This window comes from Blautia stercoris (genome assembly GCF_054657695.1).
Genome location: NZ_BAAHYF010000001.1, coordinates 1,104,396 through 1,125,628, shown reverse-complemented (window position 1 = coordinate 1,125,628; position 21,233 = coordinate 1,104,396). Strand labels below are relative to the sequence as shown.

At 39.1% G+C, this 21,233-nt stretch carries 13 protein-coding genes; 11 read left to right on the top strand and 2 right to left on the bottom strand.

Annotated features, from left to right (window positions below; genetic code table 11):
- Positions 1–21 precede the first annotated feature (21 nt).
- The gene (locus ACYQ2D_RS05450) at positions 22–1,644 is read right to left on the bottom strand and encodes a polysaccharide deacetylase family protein (protein ID WP_118701015.1); all 1,623 of its coding nucleotides are present in this window, start codon (positions 1,642–1,644) and stop codon (positions 22–24) included.
- A 283-nt stretch (positions 1,645–1,927) separates the two neighbouring features.
- Here ACYQ2D_RS05450 and ACYQ2D_RS05445 point away from each other — a divergent pair, with 283 nt between their 5' ends.
- From ACYQ2D_RS05445 to ACYQ2D_RS05425, 5 genes are all read left to right on the top strand, one after another.
- Positions 1,928–2,707, top strand: a complete 780-nt coding sequence (locus ACYQ2D_RS05445) for a pseudouridine synthase (protein WP_022302685.1) — start codon at positions 1,928–1,930, stop codon at positions 2,705–2,707.
- Positions 2,679–4,619, top strand: a complete 1,941-nt coding sequence (gene ligA, locus ACYQ2D_RS05440; protein ID WP_187558335.1) for an NAD-dependent DNA ligase LigA — start codon at positions 2,679–2,681, stop codon at positions 4,617–4,619. The genes ACYQ2D_RS05445 and ligA overlap by 29 nt, the downstream gene beginning before the upstream one ends.
- Positions 4,620–4,641: 22 nt before the next feature.
- Positions 4,642–6,198: a cardiolipin synthase gene (gene cls / locus ACYQ2D_RS05435; RefSeq protein WP_207726632.1), complete on the top strand. Its 1,557-nt coding sequence runs from the start codon at positions 4,642–4,644 to the stop codon at positions 6,196–6,198.
- Positions 6,199–6,219: 21 nt separating this feature from the next.
- Positions 6,220–7,152: a homoserine O-acetyltransferase MetA gene (metA, locus tag ACYQ2D_RS05430; RefSeq protein ID WP_117455409.1), complete on the top strand. Its 933-nt coding sequence runs from the start codon at positions 6,220–6,222 to the stop codon at positions 7,150–7,152.
- A 124-nt stretch (positions 7,153–7,276) separates the two neighbouring features.
- Positions 7,277–8,731, top strand: a complete 1,455-nt coding sequence (locus ACYQ2D_RS05425) for a uracil-xanthine permease family protein (RefSeq protein ID WP_117455552.1) — start codon at positions 7,277–7,279, stop codon at positions 8,729–8,731.
- A 57-nt stretch (positions 8,732–8,788) separates the two neighbouring features.
- On the opposite strand, the gene ACYQ2D_RS05420 is transcribed toward ACYQ2D_RS05425, so the two are convergent.
- A complete protein-coding gene (locus tag ACYQ2D_RS05420) occupies positions 8,789–10,423 on the bottom strand; it encodes an ABC-F family ATP-binding cassette domain-containing protein (RefSeq protein ID WP_022302915.1) in 1,635 nt (544 codons plus the stop codon).
- A 388-nt stretch (positions 10,424–10,811) separates the two neighbouring features.
- On the opposite strand from ACYQ2D_RS05420, the gene ACYQ2D_RS05415 reads away from it, so the two are divergent.
- From ACYQ2D_RS05415 to ACYQ2D_RS05390, 6 genes are all read left to right on the top strand, one after another.
- Entirely contained in the window at positions 10,812–11,210 is a 399-nt protein-coding gene (locus ACYQ2D_RS05415) for an RrF2 family transcriptional regulator (RefSeq protein ID WP_118701013.1), read from the top strand.
- 146 nt (positions 11,211–11,356) lie between these two features.
- A complete protein-coding gene (gene nifJ / locus ACYQ2D_RS05410) occupies positions 11,357–14,887 on the top strand; it encodes a pyruvate:ferredoxin (flavodoxin) oxidoreductase (RefSeq protein ID WP_459784834.1) in 3,531 nt (1,176 codons plus the stop codon).
- Between the two features lie 157 nt (positions 14,888–15,044).
- Positions 15,045–17,963, top strand: coding sequence for an insulinase family protein (locus ACYQ2D_RS05405; protein ID WP_459784833.1), 2,919 nt, complete (start codon positions 15,045–15,047; stop codon positions 17,961–17,963).
- A gap of 79 nt (positions 17,964–18,042) precedes the next feature.
- The gene (era, locus tag ACYQ2D_RS05400; protein WP_459784832.1) at positions 18,043–18,948 is read left to right on the top strand and encodes a GTPase Era; all 906 of its coding nucleotides are present in this window, start codon (positions 18,043–18,045) and stop codon (positions 18,946–18,948) included.
- Positions 18,945–19,694 (top strand): DNA repair protein RecO, encoded by a 750-nt coding sequence (gene recO, locus ACYQ2D_RS05395; RefSeq protein WP_187558186.1) that lies wholly within the window; start codon positions 18,945–18,947, stop codon positions 19,692–19,694. The genes era and recO overlap by 4 nt, the downstream gene beginning before the upstream one ends.
- A gap of 114 nt (positions 19,695–19,808) precedes the next feature.
- Positions 19,809–21,203 carry a glycine--tRNA ligase gene (locus ACYQ2D_RS05390; RefSeq protein WP_022302921.1) on the top strand — a complete coding sequence of 465 codons (1,395 nt, stop codon included), beginning with the start codon at positions 19,809–19,811 and terminating at the stop codon, positions 21,201–21,203.
- Positions 21,204–21,233 lie beyond the last annotated feature (30 nt).

Sequence of the window (21,233 nt, the reverse complement as noted above, 5' to 3'; positions counted from 1 at the left end):
GTTATTATTCAGGACTTATAATTATCGGAGTGCACCATAGGCACCGCCATTTTCCAGATTGATTCCTTTTGCGGCAGCCAGTTCACTGACTGTTACCATCTGGAATCCTTTTGCTTTTAAGGCAGGGACAATCATATCAACGGCGTCTGCTGTCGGACCATGAATATCATGCATTAAGATAACATCCCCATCCTGTGCAGTCATTGCCGCTTCGTAGGTACTCTGGGCATTTTTGGTCTTCCAGTCGAGTGTATCAATAGACCATAAAATCATAGGAAATCCGATTACGGATTTTACTGTAGAATTATAAGAACCATAAGGAGGACGGACTAAAGAAGCACCGTGTCCGACAAGCGCATTTAATTTGTCGTTTGTAGAACTTACCTCGTTTTGAATCGCTGTCGTATCAAGGGTTGCCAAATCCTTATGGTCAAAGGTATGGTTTGCAAGTTCACAGCCTAGACTTTCCATTTTTTTAACAGCGTCCGGATAGTTTGGGATATTTGTTCCAAGCATGAAGAAGGTCGCTTTTGCACCGTTTGCTGCCAGTGTATTTAAAATACGTTCGGTATACTGACCAGGACCATCATCAAAGGTGAGTGCAACCATTGGACCGGAGCCCGTTGTCTTAACAGCAGTGGATTTGCCATCCCATACTCCATTTTCGTCAAAGGTATATTTTTTGTTGTCAATAATCAGTTCACCGGTAGCCATTGTGCCATCCTCTTTCAGATAATACCATTTGGAGTCAAGTTGTAACCATCCGGTTTTTGGAAGTCCGTTTTCATCCAGATAGTACCAGCTGTTATCGTACTTATACCAGTCGGAAGTTACCAGTGTACCATCAGAATTTAAGAAGTAAGTCTGGTTATTAACGGTTATCTTTCCGGTCATAATAGTTCCATCTTCTCCAAGATAGTAGGTTTTTCCGTCTTTTTCTTCCCAGGAATTGGTTATCATGTAGCCATCTCCGTCAAGGCAGTAGGTTTTTCCGTTATCTGTAATCCAACCAATCATCATCACTCCGTCCTCACGGAAATAATACCATTTGTCGTTGATACTGCGCCATCCGGTTGAAATCGCACCGGAAGTATTTAAATAGTACCAGTTTCCGTCTTGCTGAATCCAGCAGTTAGAAGCCATGGAACCATCATCATTCATATAATAGCTGGTGCCGTCTGCTTCTACCCATCCGGTAGCCATAATGCCCTGGTCATTTAAACAGTACCATTTGCCATTGTCACTTAGCCAGCCGGTTTTAGGTGTTCCGTCGCTGGTTAAATAATACCATTTGCCGTCGTCTTTAACCCATCCGGAAGCAGGTGTTCCGTTTGCTGTCAGATAGTAAGTAGAGCCTTTATCCGTAATCCATCCGGATTTTACATATCCGTTTTCGTCAAAGCAGTAACGGACTCCGTCAATCTCACGCCAGGTATTTTTAATTAATACCCCATCATGATAGACATACTTACGACCATTCTCATCGTATACCCAGTGGTCCTCCAGCAGAGCTTCTTTCTTATCCTGATAAGTATCGAGGGCTGTTTTTACAGCTGCGAAAATATATTTCGGTGCAAAAATCAAAATCACTCCGACAATACAGGTAAGCAGGATGATACCCACAGTTTTCTTTGAGTTTTTCATAATGTGTTTTTACCCCTTTGTAATTCAGGCATTCTTCTTTTAGCAACGCAGGCGCAGCTCTACAATTGCCCGCAGATTTTGTTTTGAAAAAGTGTTTTTCAAATAAAAAAAGAAGAATACGTTTCTATGTACCTGTCTATTATACGCTTGCACTCTTGGATTTGGCAAGTAAGATTTCAAGAGGAGTTCTTTTTGGGCTTTTCTTTGCTTTGCGGGAGAAGATATGGTATACTTTTTCTATTGCGATAAGGATGGATACGCAAGAATAGAAAAAGGAGTAAAGATGCGTTTAAACAAATATTTAAGTGATGCAGGAGTCTGTTCCAGACGAGAGGCAGACCGTCTGGTGGAGGCAGGAAGAATCACAATAAACGGCGAAACTGCCCGGATGGGAATGCAGGTGTCAGATGAAACGGAAATCTGCATTGATGGAAAGAAAATCATCCGTGAAGAAAAGAAAGTATTATTAGCATTTCATAAACCGCGTGGAATTGAATGTACAGCAAATCCAAATGTAAAAAAGAATGTGATTTCTTATATTAATTATCCAATTCGGATATATTATATAGGAAGGTTGGATAAAGACTCAGAAGGGCTGCTTTTGCTGACGAATCAGGGAGAACTCGTCAATAAAATGATGCGTTCCGGCAATCAGCATGAAAAAGAATATGTTGTGACAGTAAATAAGCCGGTTACGAAAGAATTTATCAAAAAAATGCAGGATGGTGTTCCGATTTTAGGAACCAAAACCAGAAAGTGCCGTGTCATTCAAACAGGAGAAAAAAGTTTTCGTATTATCTTAACGCAGGGTTTAAACCGACAGATACGAAGAATGTGTCAGTATCTCGGATATGAAGTAAAACGCTTAAAGCGGATTCGGGTAATGAATATTGAACTGGGTGATTTACCGGTTGGATCGTATCGGGAAGTGACGGCACAGGAAATGAAAACATTGCAGGAAATGATTAAAGACTCTTCGGAAACAACCGTAATCAAAAAAGAAAGGGGGAAGAAATGTGAACCAGACAGAAAGAATGAAGGAACTCGTCGAATTGTTAAATAAGGCAGGAAGAGCTTATTATCAAGAGGATAGAGAAATTATAAGCAATTATGAGTATGATAAGCTTTATGATGAGTTAGAAGCACTGGAAGAAGAAACCGGAATTACGCTTGCGGGAAGCCCGACGGTTTCAGTTGGCTATGAAGCAGTCAATGCGCTTCCCAAAGAAACGCATGAGACACCGATGCTTTCTTTGGATAAGACAAAAGAGATAGAAGTGCTGAAAAACTTTGTGGGAAATCAAAAAACAGTGCTTTCCTGGAAGATGGATGGTCTGACGATTGTACTGACGTATCAGGACGGAAAATTAAAAAAAGCGGTCACTCGTGGAAATGGAATAGTGGGAGAAGTTATCACCAACAATGCAAAAGTGTTTAAGAATGTGCCGCTTCAGATTGCCTATCAAGGAGAACTGATATTGAGAGGGGAAGCAATTATCTCTTATTCTGACTTTGAAAAAATCAATAAACAGATTGAAGATGTAGATGCAAAGTATAAAAATCCAAGAAATCTGTGCAGTGGTTCCGTGCGTCAGTTAAATAATGAGATTACAGCAAAACGAAATGTATATTTTTATGCATTTTCTCTGGTTCGGGCGGAAGGAGTGGATTTTAACAATTCAAGAGCGTGTCAGTTTGAATGGCTCAAAACGCAGGGGTTTGATATTGTGGAATATCGCATGGTGGACAGCAAAAATCTGGAAGAAACAATACAGTATTTTTCAGATAAAATTTCCACAAATGATTTTCCGTCCGATGGATTGGTGGCATTATACGATGATATTGCCTATGGAGATTCTCTCGGAAGTACCGCAAAGTTTCCAAGAAATGCATTTGCTTTTAAATGGAAAGATGAAATCCGTGAGACAACGTTAAAGGAAATTGAGTGGAGCCCATCAAGAACCGGACTGATTAATCCGGTGGCCATTTTTGAGCCGGTTGAACTGGAGGGAACAACGGTAAGCCGTGCAAGTGTGCATAATATCAGTATTTTAAAAGAACTGAAGCTTGGAATTGGAGACCGCATTGAAGTCTATAAGGCAAATATGATTATTCCGCAGATTGCAGAGAATCTTACGAGAAGCGGAAACTTAACGATTCCAGAGTTCTGTCCGGTCTGCAAAAAAACGACAAAGATACAAAAAAGTAATGATGTAGAGGTACTAATCTGTACAAATCCGGAGTGTCAGGCAAAAAAAATCAAATCCTTTACGTTGTTTGTGAGTCGGGATGCAATGAATATTGACGGGTTATCAGAGGCAACACTTGAAAAATTTATCTTAAATGGATTTATCAAAGAATTTGGTGACATTTATGAATTGGAACGTTATAAAGATGCGATTATAGAGATGGATGGATTTGGTGAAAAATCGTATGAAAATCTGATTGAGAACATCAAAAAATCTTCTCATACAACGCTTCCAAGGCTGGTCTATGCGCTTGGGATTGCAAATATTGGAGTTGCAAATGCAAAGGTGCTTTGCAAGGAATTTGATTATGACCTGCAAAAACTGATGCGGGCGGATGAAGAAACTATCAGTCAAATAGAGGGAATTGGTTCAGTTATTGCCAAAAGTGTGACAGATTATTTTAAAAATGAAGAAAATCAGAGAAAGTTAGAACACTTGCTGACTTATTTGACGTTTGAAGAAATGAAAATAGAAACGGGAAATCCGCTGTCGGGAAAACAGTTTGTCATAACAGGAAGCGTGAACCAATTTGAAAACCGAAGTGCAATGAAAGAATTTATTGAAAATAGGGGCGGAAAGGTAACCGGAAGTGTCAGCAAGAAAACGGATTATCTGATTAACAATGACACAGAATCTTCTTCATCTAAAAATAAAAAGGCGAAAGAGCTGGGAATCCCGATTCTTTCGGAAGAAGATTTTTTAAAACTTGCAGAATCGGTACAATAGAGAAAGAAGGCAGACTTGATTTATGAAAAAAGAATGGCAGATAAAAGGAATTAGAGGGATTAAAACGATTATTTTTGGTCGTACCCTGATTGTGGCTGTTGCATTTATCATTCAGTTTTTGCTTCTTGGTGTCACTTTTTTCTGGGCGAAAGAGTATAGCGGGATTGTATATGCCGGCTTCAGCGTTTTAGGTTTAATTGCCCTGCTCCATATTTTTAACAGTCGGGGCAATCCGGATTTTAAGCTGGTGTGGATGCTTCCGCTTTTACTTTTTCCGGTTTTTGGAGCACTGTTTTATACCTATATTATGATACAGCCTGGAACAAAAATGATTTATCAAAGGCTTCGTGTACTGGGTGAAAAATCAAAAGTCTATTTAAAACAGGACGAGAAAACATTTGAAACGTTAAAAGAAGAAAATCCACAGATGGGGCGGATGGCAGATTATCTCCTGGAACATGGGAATTGTCCGGTTTATCAAAATACGACGATTCAATATTTTCCACTAGGAGATGACCAGTTTCCGGAATTGTTAAAACAGCTTAAGAAAGCAGAAAAATTTATTTTCCTGGAATATTTTATTTTAGAAGAAGGATATATGTGGGAGTCTGTGCTTGAAATTTTACAGGAAAAAGTGAAGGCCGGAGTAGAAGTACGTGTTATGTATGATGGAATGTGTGAACTGACATTACTTCCAAATTTTTATCCAAAATTACTGAAAAAATATGGAATCCAGTGCAAAATGTTTGCACCAATTCGTCCGGTCTTTTCCAGTCATTATAATAACCGCGACCACAGAAAAATTGTTGTGATTGATGGAAAAGTGGCTTTTACGGGAGGAACAAATCTCGCAGACGAATACATTAATAAAAAAGAACGATTTGGTCACTGGAAAGATACCGCAGTAATGATAACCGGAGATGCCGTACAGAAATTTACCTGTATGTTTTTGGAAATGTGGCATACAACAGAAAAACAAGAACCGGATTATGAAGCGTATCTGACACCAAAATCAATATTAAAGGAAAAAGATGGTTATGTGATTCCTTATGATGTCATGCCTTATGGAACAGAACGTGTCGGAAAACAGATTTATCTGGATATTTTAAATACTGCCTGCCAGTATGTACATATTATGACACCGTATCTGATTTTAGATTACGAAATGATTAGTGCACTGACCTATGCGGCAAAGCGTGGAGTAGAAGTTTCAATTATTATGCCGCACATTCCGGATAAGCAATATGCATTTGCACTTGCTAAGACGTATTATAATGAATTATTAGAGGCAGGTGTGAAAATTTCGGAATATAAACCAGGCTTTGTGCATGCAAAGATATTTGTTTCTGATAACAAGAAAGCAGTCGTAGGAACTGTGAATCTGGATTATCGAAGTTTTTATCATCATTTTGAATGTGGTGTCTTTTTCTATGAGAATTCTGAAATCAAGAGAATCGAAGAAGATTTTGAAGAGACAATGAACAAGTGTATCCATATATCATTAGCTGATTATAAAAAACTAAAACTTGCAACAAGGATAGAGGGAAAAGTCCTTCGTCTGATTGCCCCTCTTATGTAAAACAGAAAGGATAAAAAAACAATGCCAATTAAAATACAAAGTGATTTACCTGTAAAAGAGATTCTGGAGAAAGAGAATATTTTCGTGATGGATGAAAAGCGTGCCTCACATCAGGATATCCGTCCGATTCAAATTTTAATTTTAAATCTGATGCCGTTAAAAGAAGATACGGAACTTCAGCTGCTTCGTTCCTTGTCAAATACTCCGCTTCAGGTGGATGTCTCTTTTATGATGGTGGCAACCCATGAGGCAAAAAATACAGCGACCAGCCATTTGAATAAGTTTTATGAAACATTTTCTGAAGTAAAACACAGAAAATTTGATGGAATGATTATTACCGGTGCACCGGTGGAACAGATGGAGTTTGAAGAGGTAGATTATTGGGAAGAATTAACACAGATTATGGATTGGACAAAAACCAATGTCACATCTACAATCTATCTGTGCTGGGGAGCACAGGCAGGATTATATTACCATTATGGTCTGAAAAAGAGACTGATGGATAAAAAAGTCTTTGGATTGTTTAGACATCGTGTAGAGAATCGAAAGATTCCGCTGGTTCGGGGATTTGATGACGAGTTTTGGGCACCACATTCCCGTCACACAGAGGTTCCGGCAGCAGAGATTCATGCCTGTGAAGCATTAACTGTACTTGCAGAATCGGACGAAGCAGGAGTATTTTTATGCATGGCAGAAGATGGACGTCAGATTTTCGTGATGGGACATCCGGAATATGACCGTGTTACTCTGGACGGAGAATATAAAAGAGATAAGAGTAAAGGGCTGGATATTGAGATTCCGAAGAACTATTATCCGGAGGATAATCCGGAAAACAGACCATTGCTTTTATGGCGTTCTCATGCAAACAATTTATACACAAACTGGTTGAATTATTACGTATACCAGACGACTCCGTATTCTTTTATTAATACTGCTGAAATTATTGGAAAATAATAGAAGAAAAAAAGAACGATTTCTATATTGACGTCAGAATGAACTTTGGATATAATAAACAGCGGAATTTAAGCGGTACAGCGTTGCCAAACAAAAGCGTAGAAGCGTAAGCCTGTAAAAAATGATGGGTCGAAATTGCGAAAGGAGAAAAAAAGGTTTGGGAAAAGAAAAAAAACAAGTAGAGTACACGAGTGAGTATGAACTGGAAGGACGAATTCCACTGGGGAGAGCCATACTTCTTGGTATGCAGCATGTGCTTGCAATGTTTGTCGGAAATCTGACGCCGATTCTGATTATCGGAGGAATGTGTGGACTGGCAGATGCGGGACTGATGCGTCCGGTTTTGCAAAATGCAATGTTAATTGCTGGTATTGTTACGTTAATCCAGCTTTGGACGATAGGACCGGTTGGCTCAAGATTACCGATTGTAATGGGAACAAGTTCAGGGTTTATCGGTGTTTCAAAAGGAATTGTTGCTTCATGCGGCGGAGGTGTTTTAGCTTATGGAGCGATTATGGGAGCCTGTTTGATTGGCGGTCTGATGGAAGGTGTTCTGGGATTCTTCTTAAAACCATTAAGAAAGTTTTTCCCGGCATTGGTAACCGGTACAGTTGTAACAGCGATTGGGCTTTCTCTTATCAGTGTTGGAATTAATTCCTTTGGTGGAGGAAATTCAAATGGAGACTTTGGCTCTATTCCGAACTTATTTGTTGGTACTTTGGTTTTGGTTTCTGTTATTTTATTTAAGCACTTTACAAAAGGAATGACAAGTTCTGCATCTATTCTAATGGGAATTATCGTAGGTTATATTGCCTGTGTGATTATGGCATTGGTGCTTCCAACTACATATACCGATGCAGAGGGGGTTGTGCAGACCTGTTCCTGGGTGATTGACTGGTCTAAAGTGGCAGATGCATCCTGGTTTGAAATTCCGAAATTTATGCCGGTTAAAATGACGTTTGATTTAAGAGCGATTATTCCGTATTTAATCATGTTTATTGTAACTGCAGTTGAAACAATCGGAGATATTTCAGGTGTCGCAGAAGGCGGATTAGACCGTGAGGCAACGGATAAAGAATTATCCGGTGGTGTTGTATGTGATGGTTTTGGTTCTTCATTTGGTTCTTTATTTGGTGTACTTCCAAATACCTCATTTAGCCAGAATGTTGGTCTTGTAGGTATGACAAAGATTGTCAATCTGTTTGCAATCTCAATGGGAGCCATCTTTTTGATTATCTGCGGTCTTGTGCCAAAGGTTGCAGCTTTAGTGGAAATTATGCCACAGTCTGTACTTGGCGGAGCGGCAGTTATGATGTTTTCCTCTATTGTAGTAAGTGGTATTAAACTGCTTACAAAAGATGGAGTTGATTCCCGTGCAGTAACTATTATGTCAGTTGCACTTGGATTTGGCTATGGACTTGGTTCAACAGCAGATGTATTAAATCAGCTTCCATCCTGGGTCAGCTATGTATTTGGCGGTTCCGGTATTGTTCCGGCAGCGGTTGTTGCAATCGTATTAAATATTTTAATTCCGGTAGGAACAGATCCATTTGAAAAGAAAGAAGAAAAAGCGGAATAAAAAAATAAAAATAAAAATGCTCAGAGCCGTTATGACTCTGAGCATTTTTATTTTTATTTAGTTGTCTTCTTCGGTCATTGTATAGACAGATTGACGTTTCTTTGCCATTTCATCACTTTCAAGATATTCATCATAAGTTGTAATCTTGTCGATAAGAATTCCGTTTGGCATAATCTCCATGATACGGTTTGCAGTTGTCTGTACAATCTGGTGGTCATGGGATGCAAATAAGATAACACCAGGAAATTTAATCATACCATTATTTAAGGCAGTAATGGATTCCATGTCCAGATGGTTGGTCGGCTCATCAAAGAGCAGTACGTTTGCACCGGAAATCATCATCTTAGATAAGAGACATCTTACTTTTTCACCACCGGAAAGAATACGTACTTTTTTCACACCATCTTCACCAGGGAAGAGCATACGTCCAAGGAAACCACGAACATAAGTTGCGTCTTTGATTTCAGAATACTGGGTCAGCCAGTCTGCGATGGTTAAGTCATTGTCAAACTCAAGTGTGTTGTCTTTCGGGAAGTAAGACTGGGAAGTAGTAACGCCCCATTTATAAGTACCTTCATCCGGCTCCATTTCTCCCATCAGAATTTTAAAGAGAACAGTTTTTGCCTGTTCGTTTCCACCGACAAAAGCAACTTTGTCTTCGCGTCCGAGGGTAAAAGTCAGATTATCGAGGACTTTTACTCCATCGACTGTCTTGGAAAGACCTTCTACCATTAATACTTCGTTTCCGATTTCACGGTTTGGGCGGAAATCAATGTAAGGGTATTTACGGCTGGATGGACGCATTTCATCAAGCTGAATTTTTTCGAGCGCACGTTTTCTGGAAGTCGCCTGTTTGGATTTTGACGCATTTGCAGAGAAACGGGAAATAAATTCCTGAAGTTCTTTGATCTTTTCTTCTTTCTTACGGTTTGCTTCTTTCATCTGTTTAATTAAGAGCTGGCTGGATTCATACCAGAAATCATAGTTACCTGCGTATAACTGGATTTTTCCGTAATCAATATCAGCGGTATGAGTACATACTTTATTTAAAAAATAACGGTCATGGGATACAACAATAACCGTATTTTCAAAGTTGATTAAGAATTCTTCGAGCCATTCGATTGCGTTTAAGTCTAAGTGGTTGGTCGGCTCGTCGAGAAGCAGAATATCAGGATTTCCAAATAATGCCTGTGCAAGCAGAACTTTGACTTTCTGGCTTCCTGTTAAATCTCCCATAATAGCGTAATGAATTTCAGTCTCGATTCCAAGTCCATTTAATAACTGGGCAGCATCGGATTCTGCTTCCCATCCGTTCATTTCTGCAAACTCACCTTCAAGTTCGCTGGCACGGATACCATCTTCATCAGAAAAATCTTCTTTTGCGTAGATGGCTTCTTTTTCTTTCATGATTTCATAAAGACGCTTGTTACCCATAATTACAGTATCCAGTACCGGATAAGCGTCGTATTTAAAATGGTCCTGCTGAAGGAAAGAGAGACGCTGACCAGGAGTGATTGTGATATCACCACTTGTAGTTTCGAGCTGACCGGAGAGGATTTTCAGGAATGTAGATTTTCCTGCTCCATTGGCACCAATCAGACCATAGCAGTTTCCCTCGGTAAATTTAATATTAACATCTTCAAACAGTGCTTTTTTTCCAATTCTCAAAGTAACATTATTTGCTGCAATCATGTTTTTACCTCACTTATTTCTATATACAAACTGTGTGTGCATAATCTCTTCCTATTTTACAGTAAAATAGGGAATTTGCAAGCATTTCTTTCAAAATACTTGATAAATTAAGTATACATAGGTATAATGATGGCACTTAGAGCATGTCGAATGATGACAGGAACTAAATGAGTAAAAATTTTTTATAGATAAAATGTACTCTCGGAGTTCTTATTGTATTTGCTTGTATTTGCTTGTATTTGCTTTTGTGGCTGATTTTTCGTCGGATGCACCCGAATTTTATCAACATATGCGCCGCATATCTGACAAAAAATCTTCTCACGAAATCAAGTACAGAAATCAAGCACAGAAAGGTTCTGAAAGTACGTTAAAGAAGAAGGGAGAAGCTATGCTGATTACCAGAGAATGTGATTATGCAGTACGTATTGTCAGAGCACTGGCAGGAGGTCAGAAAATCTGTGTGACACAGATTTGTGAAGAAGAAGTGTTGACACCTGCTTTTGTATATAAGATTTTAAAAAAGATGGAAAAAGCCGAACTTGTGAAAAGTTATCGTGGCAGTAATGGAGGTTATGCCTTAAATAAAGGAATTGATGAAATTACTTTAATGGATATTTACCGTGCAGTTGAGCCGGAATTTTTCATGATTGAATGTATGAATCCAGATAAGCCGTGTGTTCGAAATCAGGGAGATGGCTGCAAAGTACATAAAGAATTATGCAGAATTCAGAAAGTACTGACAAGAGAGTTAAGTGCTAAGACAATTAAGGAAATTATAGAAGCATAAAAATGTTTTTTTGAGAAAACATTGCATTTTCTTTTCTTATAAAAATAGACATAATTTGTAAATCGTGATATAATTATTGACAGACTTCGGAGAGCGAAGTGAACATTGTTTAAAGTTGTAACAATTTACAAGGAGGAAAAAAACAAATGGCTAGAAAGATGAAAACCATGGATGGTAACCATGCAGCAGCTCATGCTTCTTATGCATTTTCTGACGTTGCAGCAATTTACCCAATCACCCCATCATCCGTTATGGCAGAAGCTACAGACGAATGGGCAACACAGGGAAGAAAAAATATTTTTGGACAGGAAGTTCAGGTTACAGAAATGCAGTCTGAAGCAGGTGCAGCAGGTGCTGTACACGGTTCCCTTGCAGCAGGTGCCCTGACTACAACATATACAGCATCACAGGGTCTTCTGTTGATGATTCCAAACCTTTACAAAATCGCTGGTGAGCAGTTACCGGGTGTATTCAACGTATCAGCTCGTGCTCTTGCAAGCCACGCACTTTCTATTTTCGGTGATCATTCCGACGTATACGCATGTCGTCAGACAGGATGCGCTATGCTTTGTGAATCTTCTGTACAGGAAGTTATGGACTTAACACCAGTTGCACATTTAGCAGCAATCAAAGGTAAAGTTCCATTCATCAACTTCTTCGACGGATTCCGTACATCTCATGAAATTCAGAAAATTGAAACATGGGATTATGAAGATTTAAAAGATATGGCAGATATGGATGCAATCGATGAGTTCCGTAGAAATGCTCTGAATCCAAATCACCCATGTCAGAGAGGTTCAGCTCAGAACCCGGATATCTTCTTCCAGGCAAGAGAAGCATGTAACCCATACTACGATGCTCTTCCGGCAATCGTACAGGAATACATGAACAAAGTAAATGAAAAACTTGGCACAGATTACAAACTGTTCAACTACTATGGTGCAGCTGACGCAGAACACGTAATCATCGCTATGGGTTCTGTTAATGATACAATCGAAGAAACAATCGATTACTTAACAGCAGCTGGACAGAAAGTCGGTGTTGTTAAAGTTCGTCTGTACAGACCATTCAGCGCAGCAGCTTTAGTTGAAGCTATTCCGGAAACTGTAAAACAGATTTCTGTATTAGATAGAACAAAAGAACCAGGTGCACTTGGCGAGCCTCTGTATCTGGACGTAGTTGCAGCATTAAAAGGAACAAAATTCGATGCAGTTCCGATTTTCACAGGTCGTTACGGTTTAGGTTCTAAAGATACTACACCGGCACAGATTGTTGCTGTATACAATAACACAGAAAAGAAAAAATTCACAATCGGTATCGTTGATGATGTTACACATCTTTCTCTGGAAACAGGTGCTGCACTTGTTACAACTCCGGAAGGAACAATCAACTGTAAGTTCTGGGGTCTGGGTGCAGATGGTACTGTAGGTGCTAACAAGAACTCCATCAAGATTATCGGTGATAATACAGATATGTACGCTCAGGCTTACTTTGATTATGACTCAAAGAAATCCGGCGGTGTTACAATGTCTCACCTTCGTTTTGGTAAAAAACCAATCAAATCTACTTACCTGATTCACCAGGCAAACTTTGTTGCTTGTCATAATCCTTCTTATGTAAGAAAATACAACATGGTTCAGGAATTAGTAGATGGTGGTACATTCCTGTTAAACTGCCCATGGGATATGGAAGGACTTGAAAAACATCTTCCAGGACAGGTAAAAGCATTTATCGCAAACCACAACATCAAATTCTATGTAATTGATGGTGTTAAAATCGGTATTGAAACAGGCATGGGTCCTACACGTATCAATACAATTCTTCAGTCTGCATTCTTCAAACTGGCTGATATCATTCCGGAAGAACAGGCTATTGATTTAATGAAAGCTGCTGCAAAAGCTACTTACGGACGTAAGGGTGATGATGTAGTTGCTAAGAACTGGGCTGCTATCGATGAAGGTGCAAAACAGATCGTTGAAGTTACTGTTCCGGAAAGCTGGAAAACAGCAGCAGACGAAGGTCTTGACACAACACATGCAGAACAGGGAAGAAAAGAAGTTATCGACTTCGTTAACAATATTCAGTCTAAAGTTACTGCTCAGGAAGGTAATACACTGCCAGTATCTGCATTCAAAGATTATGTAGATGGTACAACACCATCCGGAACATCCGCTTACGAAAAACGTGGTATCGCAGTTAACGTTCCTGTATGGAATCCGGAAAACTGTATCCAGTGTAACCGTTGTTCTTATGTCTGCCCGCACGCAGTTATCCGTCCGGTAGCTCTGACAGAAGAAGAAGCAGCAAATGCTCCTCAGACACTTGAAATGACTGGATTAAAACAGTACAAATTTGCTATCGCAGTATCCGCTCTTGACTGTACAGGATGTGGTTCTTGTGTAAATGTCTGCCCAGGTAAAAAAGGTGCAAAAGCACTTGCTATGGAAAACATGGAAGCAAATATCGAAATGCAGAAATTCTTTGATTACTCTGTAACTCTTCCGGAAAAAGAAGACGTTATCGCTAAATTCAAAGAAAACACTGTAAAAGGTTCTCAGTTCAAACAGCCATTACTTGAGTTCTCAGGTGCTTGTGCTGGTTGTGGTGAAACACCTTACGCAAAACTGATCACACAGTTATTCGGTGACAGAATGTACATCGCAAACGCAACAGGATGCTCCTCTATCTGGGGTAACTCTTCACCGTCTACACCATACACTGTAAACGCAAAAGGACAGGGTCCTGCATGGGATAACTCTCTGTTCGAAGATAACGCAGAGTTTGGTTACGGTATGTTACTGGCTCAGAAAGCAATCCGTGAAGGATTAAAAGCAAAAGTTGAAGCTGTAGCAGCAAACGAAAAAGCTTCTGAAGAAGTAAAAGCAGCTTGCCAGGAATGGTTAGATACTTATACTGTAGGAGCTACAAACGGTGCAGCAACAGATAAACTGGTTGCAGCATTAGAAGGCATTGACTGTGATGTATGCAAAGACATCGTTAAAAATAAAGACTTCCTCGCTAAGAAATCCCAGTGGATCTTCGGTGGTGACGGATGGGCTTACGATATCGGATTCGGTGGTGTTGACCACGTATTAGCAAGTGGAAAAGACATCAACATTATGGTATTCGATACAGAAGTTTACTCTAATACAGGTGGACAGTCTTCTAAATCTACTCCGACAGGTGCAATCGCACAGTTCGCTGCCGGTGGTAAAGAAGTGAAGAAGAAAGATATGGCATCTATCGCAATGAGCTATGGTTATGTATACGTTGCTCAGATTTCTATGGGTGCTGACTTCAACCAGACTGTAAAAGCAATTGCAGAAGCAGAAGCATATCCGGGACCATCACTGATTATTGCTTATGCTCCATGTATCAACCATGGTATCAAGAAAGGTATGTCTAAAGCTCAGACAGAAGAAGAATTAGCTGTTAAATGTGGATACTGGCATAACTTCCGCTTCAATCCGGAAGCAGAAAGCAAGTTCACACTTGACTCTAAAGCTCCAACAGAAGACTACCAGGCATTCCTTGATGGAGAAGTTCGTTACAATTCTCTGAAACGTTCTAATCCGGAAAAAGCTGCAAGACTGTTTGCATTAAATGAAGAACAGGCTAAAGCTAGATATGAATATCTGAACAAACTGGTTACTCTGTACGGAAAAACAGAAGAGTAATTCATAAGTTAGAATGATAGCTCAATAAAATTGGCGGGCGTCACCTTCGGGTGGCGTCCGTTTTTGGTTTTATATTTTCAAGATATGTGGTAAAATAAATATAATGGAGAAAAAATAGTTCCATAAGACGACAAAGACTTGGAGGTTATGAAATTACATGAAGATAGAAAACATACCGGCTTATGAGCAGATTTTAGCACAGGAAATTCCGGATATTCATGCAAAAGGCTCTTTATGGAAACATAAAAAAAGTGGTGCCAGAGTGATGGTGCTTGAAACAGAAGATGAAAATAAGGTGTTTAATATTGCATTTCGTACACCACCGGCAAATAGTACCGGTGTAGCGCATATTTTGGAACACAGTGTCCTTTGTGGTTCAAAAGAATTTCCGTTAAAAGATCCATTTGTAGAACTGGTAAAGGGTTCTTTAAACACATTTTTAAATGCGATGACTTATCCAGATAAGACGATGTATCCGGTAGCCAGCTGCAATGATGCTGATTTTAAGAATTTAATGCATGTCTATCTGGATGCCGTATTTTTCCCGAATATTTATCAGAAAGAAGAAATTTTCCGTCAGGAAGGCTGGCATTATGAGTTGGAAAATGCCGAAGCACCTTTGAAATTAAACGGTGTTGTTTATAACGAAATGAAAGGGGCATTTTCTTCTCCTGAAGAAGTGTTGGACCGTGAAGTGTTTAACTCTCTGTTTCCAGATACTCCTTATGGTGTGGAATCCGGAGGTGATCCGAATGTAATTCCGGAATTAAGCTATTCGGAATTTCTGGAATTCCATAAACGCTATTATCATCCGGTCAACAGCTATATTTACCTGTATGGAAATATGGATATGGAAGAACGTTTAAACTGGATGGACGAACATTATCTTTCCAAATATGATGAGACTGTGATTGATTCAGCCATTCCAAAGCAGAAAGCCTTTGATACAGTAAAAGAGCTGACAATGGAATATCCGGTTTCTGAGAATGAGCCGGAAGAGGAAAACTCTTATCTTTCCTACAATATTGTGGCAGGAAACAGTCTTGATGTAGAACAAAATACCGCATTTGATATTTTGGATTATACCCTGTTATCTGCACCTGGTGCACCACTCAAACAAGCATTATTAGATGCCGGTATGGGAAAAGATATTATGGGTTCTTATGAAGATGGAATTTATCAGCCATTTTTCTCAATCGTTGCAAAGAATGCAGACCCAAAGAAAAAAGATGAATTTGTTGCGCTGATTCGCAGTACCTTGGAAGAGATTGTAAAAAAAGGAATTGACAAAAAAGCAATTCTGGCAGGAATTAACTACATGGAATTCCGTTTCAGAGAGGCAGATTATGCTTCCTATCCAAAGGGGTTAATGTATGGACTGGACGTGTTTGACAGCTGGCTGTATGATGACCATCATCCATTTGATTATCTTTGCAAATTAAAGGTCTTTGAGAATTTAAAAGAAAAAGCGCAGACTCGATATTTTGAAGATTTAATCAAAGAGTATTTATTAGATAATACTCATGCATCAATAGTAGTGGTTAATCCAAAGCGTGGACTTGCAGCACAGAGAGACAAAGCCTTAGAAGAAAAATTAGAAGCCTATAAAAGTTCTCTTTCCAAAGAAGAAGTAGAAAAAATCGTGGCAGAAAGTGCACATTTAAAAGAATATCAGGATGCACCGGAAACTCCGGAAGCACTTGCAACGATTCCAATGTTAAAACGTTCGGACATCAGTAAAGAAACGATTAAAATTTATAATACACCGAAAAAATCAGGGGACACACTTCTGCTTCATCATAACATTGATACCAATGGAATTTGTTATTTAGATTTGCTCTTTGATTTGAAAAAAGTGCCGCAGGAACTGATTCCGTACACCTCCATCTTGAAATCTGTACTGGGTTATGTAGATACAGAGAATTATAAATATGGAGAACTCTTTAACGAAATCAATGCCAACAGTGGTGGCATTTTATTTGGTATTCAGGGATTTGGTGATTATAAAGATAATCAGGATATTCGAAATATGGCAGGAATTAAGGCAAAAATGCTGTATAACAAAGTCCCATTTGTATTTGAAATGATAAAAGAAATCCTGACCACTTCTGTTTTTGATGATGAAAAACGTCTATATGAGATTATTGCAAGAATGAAATCCAGATTGCAGATGGGACTTGCACAGTCAGGTCACAGCACTGCAGTTAAACGTGCGCTGTCATATTTCTCTGCAAATGCATATTATCAGGAACAGATTGCGGGTGTTGAGTTCTATAAAGTCATTGATGGGTTGGAAAGCAATTTTGAAACCCGAAAAGGAGAATTAATTTCCAATCTTAAGACTTTAATGAAGCTGATTTTCAGAGAAGAAAATCTTACTGTCAGTTGTACCGCTGATGAAGAAGGTTGTAACTTAGTGGAAAAAGAACTTCCGTCCTTTAAAAAATGTCTGTTTGATGAACCGGCTGAAGATACGGTATGTACACCAATTTATGAAGTAAAAAACGAAGGCTTTAAAACATCCGGACAGGTACAGTATGTTGCAACTGCCGGAAACTTCAGAGAACAGGGATTTGAGTATACCGGATGCCTGAAAATTTTAAAAGTCATGTTAAGTTATGAATATCTCTGGATGAATGTTCGTGTAAAAGGTGGAGCTTATGGCTGTATGAGTGAGTTTAAAACAAGTGGAGACAGCTATCTGGTGTCTTATCGTGACCCAAATTTGAAAAAAACGTTGGAAGTATTTGAGCATACTGCAGATTATATCCGTAACTTTGATGCAGATGAAAGAGAAATGACGAAATACGTGATTGGAACAATCAGTGATCTTGATGTACCGATGACTCCGGCAACCAAAGGTTCCGTCTCTTTAAATGCATGGTTCAGCAATGTGACGGAAGAAGAGTTAAAGAAAGAGCGGATGGAAATTTTAAATGCAACCGTAGAAGATATCCGTGCACTTGCAGAACTTGTAGACTGCGTCGTAAAACAGCAGAGAATCTGTGTCGTTGGAAGCGAAGAAAAAATTGAACAGGAGAAAGACCTCTTTAAGACAGTAGAGCATTTATTGTAATATCGGCTGAAAACGGTAGATAGAACGATAGAGAGACCGAAATAGGCTGAGAAAAATAGAAAGAAAAAAGGACAGTGAAATGAGAGAAGATTATAAATCAGGCTTTGTCGCAATTATCGGACGTCCGAATGTAGGAAAATCGACATTGATGAATCATCTGATTGGTCAGAAGATTGCAATTACTTCGAGAAAAGCGCAGACAACAAGAAATAAAATTCAGACGGTGTATACCTGTGAATGTGGACAGATTGTATTTTTAGATACACCGGGAATTCATAAAGCAAAAAATAAATTAGGCGAGTACATGGTAAATGTAGCGAGCCGTACGTTTAAAGATGCAGATGTGATTTTATGGCTGGTTGAACCCGGAACACAGGTTGGGCCAGGAGACCGTCACATTGCAGAGCAGTTAAAAAACTGCAAATTGCCGGTGATTCTGGTCATCAATAAAGTAGATACAGTAAAGAAAGAAGAAGTGGCAGGTTTTATCGAAACTTATCGAAAATTAATCGATTTTGCAGATATTGTTCCGGCTTCTGCACTGCGCGCCCAGAATCTGGATACGGTAATTGACTGCATTTTTAAATATTTGCCTTATGGACCACAGTTTTATGATGAAGATACGATTACAGACCAGCCTCAGCGTCAGATTGTGGCAGAATTGATTCGTGAAAAGGCACTGCGTACCCTCGATGAAGAAATTCCACATGGAATTGCAGTTACAATTGATACAATGAAGGAACGCCCAGACGGAAGAATTGTGGATATTGAAGCAACGATTATTTGTGAACGGGATTCTCACAAAGGAATTATTATTGGAAAACAGGGTGCAATGCTTAAGAAAATCGGCAGTGCAGCACGCTTTGAAATTGAGCGCATGTTAGAACAGAAAGTAAATCTGAAACTCTGGGTAAAGGTAAAAAAAGACTGGAGAGACAGTGATTACCTTATTAAGAATTTTGGATACGATAAAAAAGAAATATGACAGAAGCAAGAGAAGTAACCGGTATGGTGCTTTTGGCAGCGCCGGTTGGAGATTTTGATAAGAGACTGGTGCTGTTAACCAGAGAATATGGAAAAATAACAGTTTTTGCAAGAGGAGCCAGAAAGCCAAACAGTGCATTTCTGGCCGTTGCAAATCCCTTTGTATTTGGAACGTTTTTTATCTATGAGGGAAGAACCAGCTATCAGTTAAAATCAGCAAGGATAAAAAATTATTTTACTGAACTTACAAAAAAACAACCGGGGGTTTATTACGGATTTTATTTTCTGGAACTTGCGTCCTATTATTACCGGGAATACATGGATGCGACAGAGATGTTAAATCTTTTGTATGTGACACTTCGTGCACTTACAGTAGGAAAAATGGATAATCGGCTTATCCGGTGCGTATTTGAACTTCGTGCGGTTTTGCTTAATGGAGAATGTCCGGATTTCTTTTCCTGTCAGGAGTGTTGTAATTCGGAACAGCTTTTCTGGTTTTATCCGGCAAAATCAGGGGTAGTCTGCGAGTCCTGTCACAAAAAGACAAAGGGATATGCCATCAAGATGGATGCTTCGGTTTTGTATACCGTCCAATATATTGTAACTTCAAAGCTTCAAAAATTATATACATTTACAGTAACCGAAGAAGTGTTGGAGACCCTTTGCAAAATGATGAAGGAGTACATGAAAGGACAGGTGGACAGGGAATTTAAGAGTCTTGAAGTTTTGCGGGTTATGGAGTGGTAGCAAAAGAACACGCTTTACAACAGGGATTTTTATGGGTATAATACAATTTACAGGTTTTTCATTTTAAATGAAAATGATTTAAAAAAGCAAAAGAGATAAGGAGAGTATTGTAAAATGGAAAAAACGATGGAAAAAATCGTAGCACTCGCTAAATCCAGAGGTTTTGTATATCCGGGTTCCGAAATTTACGGTGGCCTTGCTAATACATGGGATTATGGTAATCTCGGGGTTGAGTTAAAAAACAACGTAAAAAAAGCATGGTGGAAAAAATTCATTCAGGAAAGTCCATATAATGTTGGCGTAGACTGTGCAATTTTAATGAACCCTCAGACATGGGTTGCATCTGGACATCTTGGTGGATTCTCTGACCCGTTAATGGATTGTAAAGAGTGTCATGAACGTTTCCGTGCAGATAAAATCATTGAAGACTTCTGTCAGGAAAATGGAATTGCATTAGAAGGAAGTGTAGATGCATGGACTCAGGAACAGATGAAATCCTTCATTGATGAACATCAGATTCCATGCCCAACTTGTGGAAAACATAATTTCACAGATATCCGTCAGTTCAACCTGATGTTTAAAACCTTCCAGGGTGTAACAGAAGATGCCAAAAATACGGTGTATTTAAGACCGGAAACTGCACAGGGTATCTTTGTAAACTTTAAAAATGTACAGAGAACTTCCAGAAAGAAATTACCATTTGGTATTGGACAGATTGGTAAATCTTTCCGTAACGAAATCACACCGGGTAACTTTACATTCCGTACCCGTGAATTTGAGCAGATGGAACTGGAATTCTTCTGTAAACCAGATACAGACCTGGAATGGTTTGCTTACTGGAAACAGTTCTGCCTTGACTGGCTGTACAGCCTTGGATTAAAAGACGAAGAAGTTCGTTATCGTGACCACGACAAAGAAGAATTAAGCTTCTACAGTAAAGCAACGACAGACGTAGAATTCCTCTTCCCATTCGGATGGGGCGAACTGTGGGGAATTGCTGACAGAACAGATTATGACTTAACTCAGCATCAGAATGTATCAGGACAGGATTTGACTTACTTTGATGATGAGGCAAATGAAAAATACATCCCTTATGTTATTGAACCTTCACTGGGGGCAGACCGTATGGTGCTTGCATTCTTATGCAGTGCTTATGATGAAGAAGTATTAGATGCTGAAAAAAATGATGTTCGTACCGTACTTCATTTCCATCCGGCATTAGCACCTGTAAAAATCGGTGTACTTCCACTTTCAAAGAAATTAAATGAAGGTGCATTAAAAGTATTTGAAGGACTGGCAAAACAGTACAACTGTGAATTTGATGACAGAGGAAACATCGGAAAACGCTATCGTCGCCAGGATGAAATCGGAACTCCGTTCTGTGTTACTTATGATTTTGAGTCTGAGAACGATGGTGCAGTAACCGTACGTGACCGTGACACAATGGAACAGGAAAGAATTAAAATCGAAGACTTAAAAGCTTACTTTGAAAAGAAATTTGAATTTTAATTAAGCGTATCTAAAAAGAAGAGAAACTCT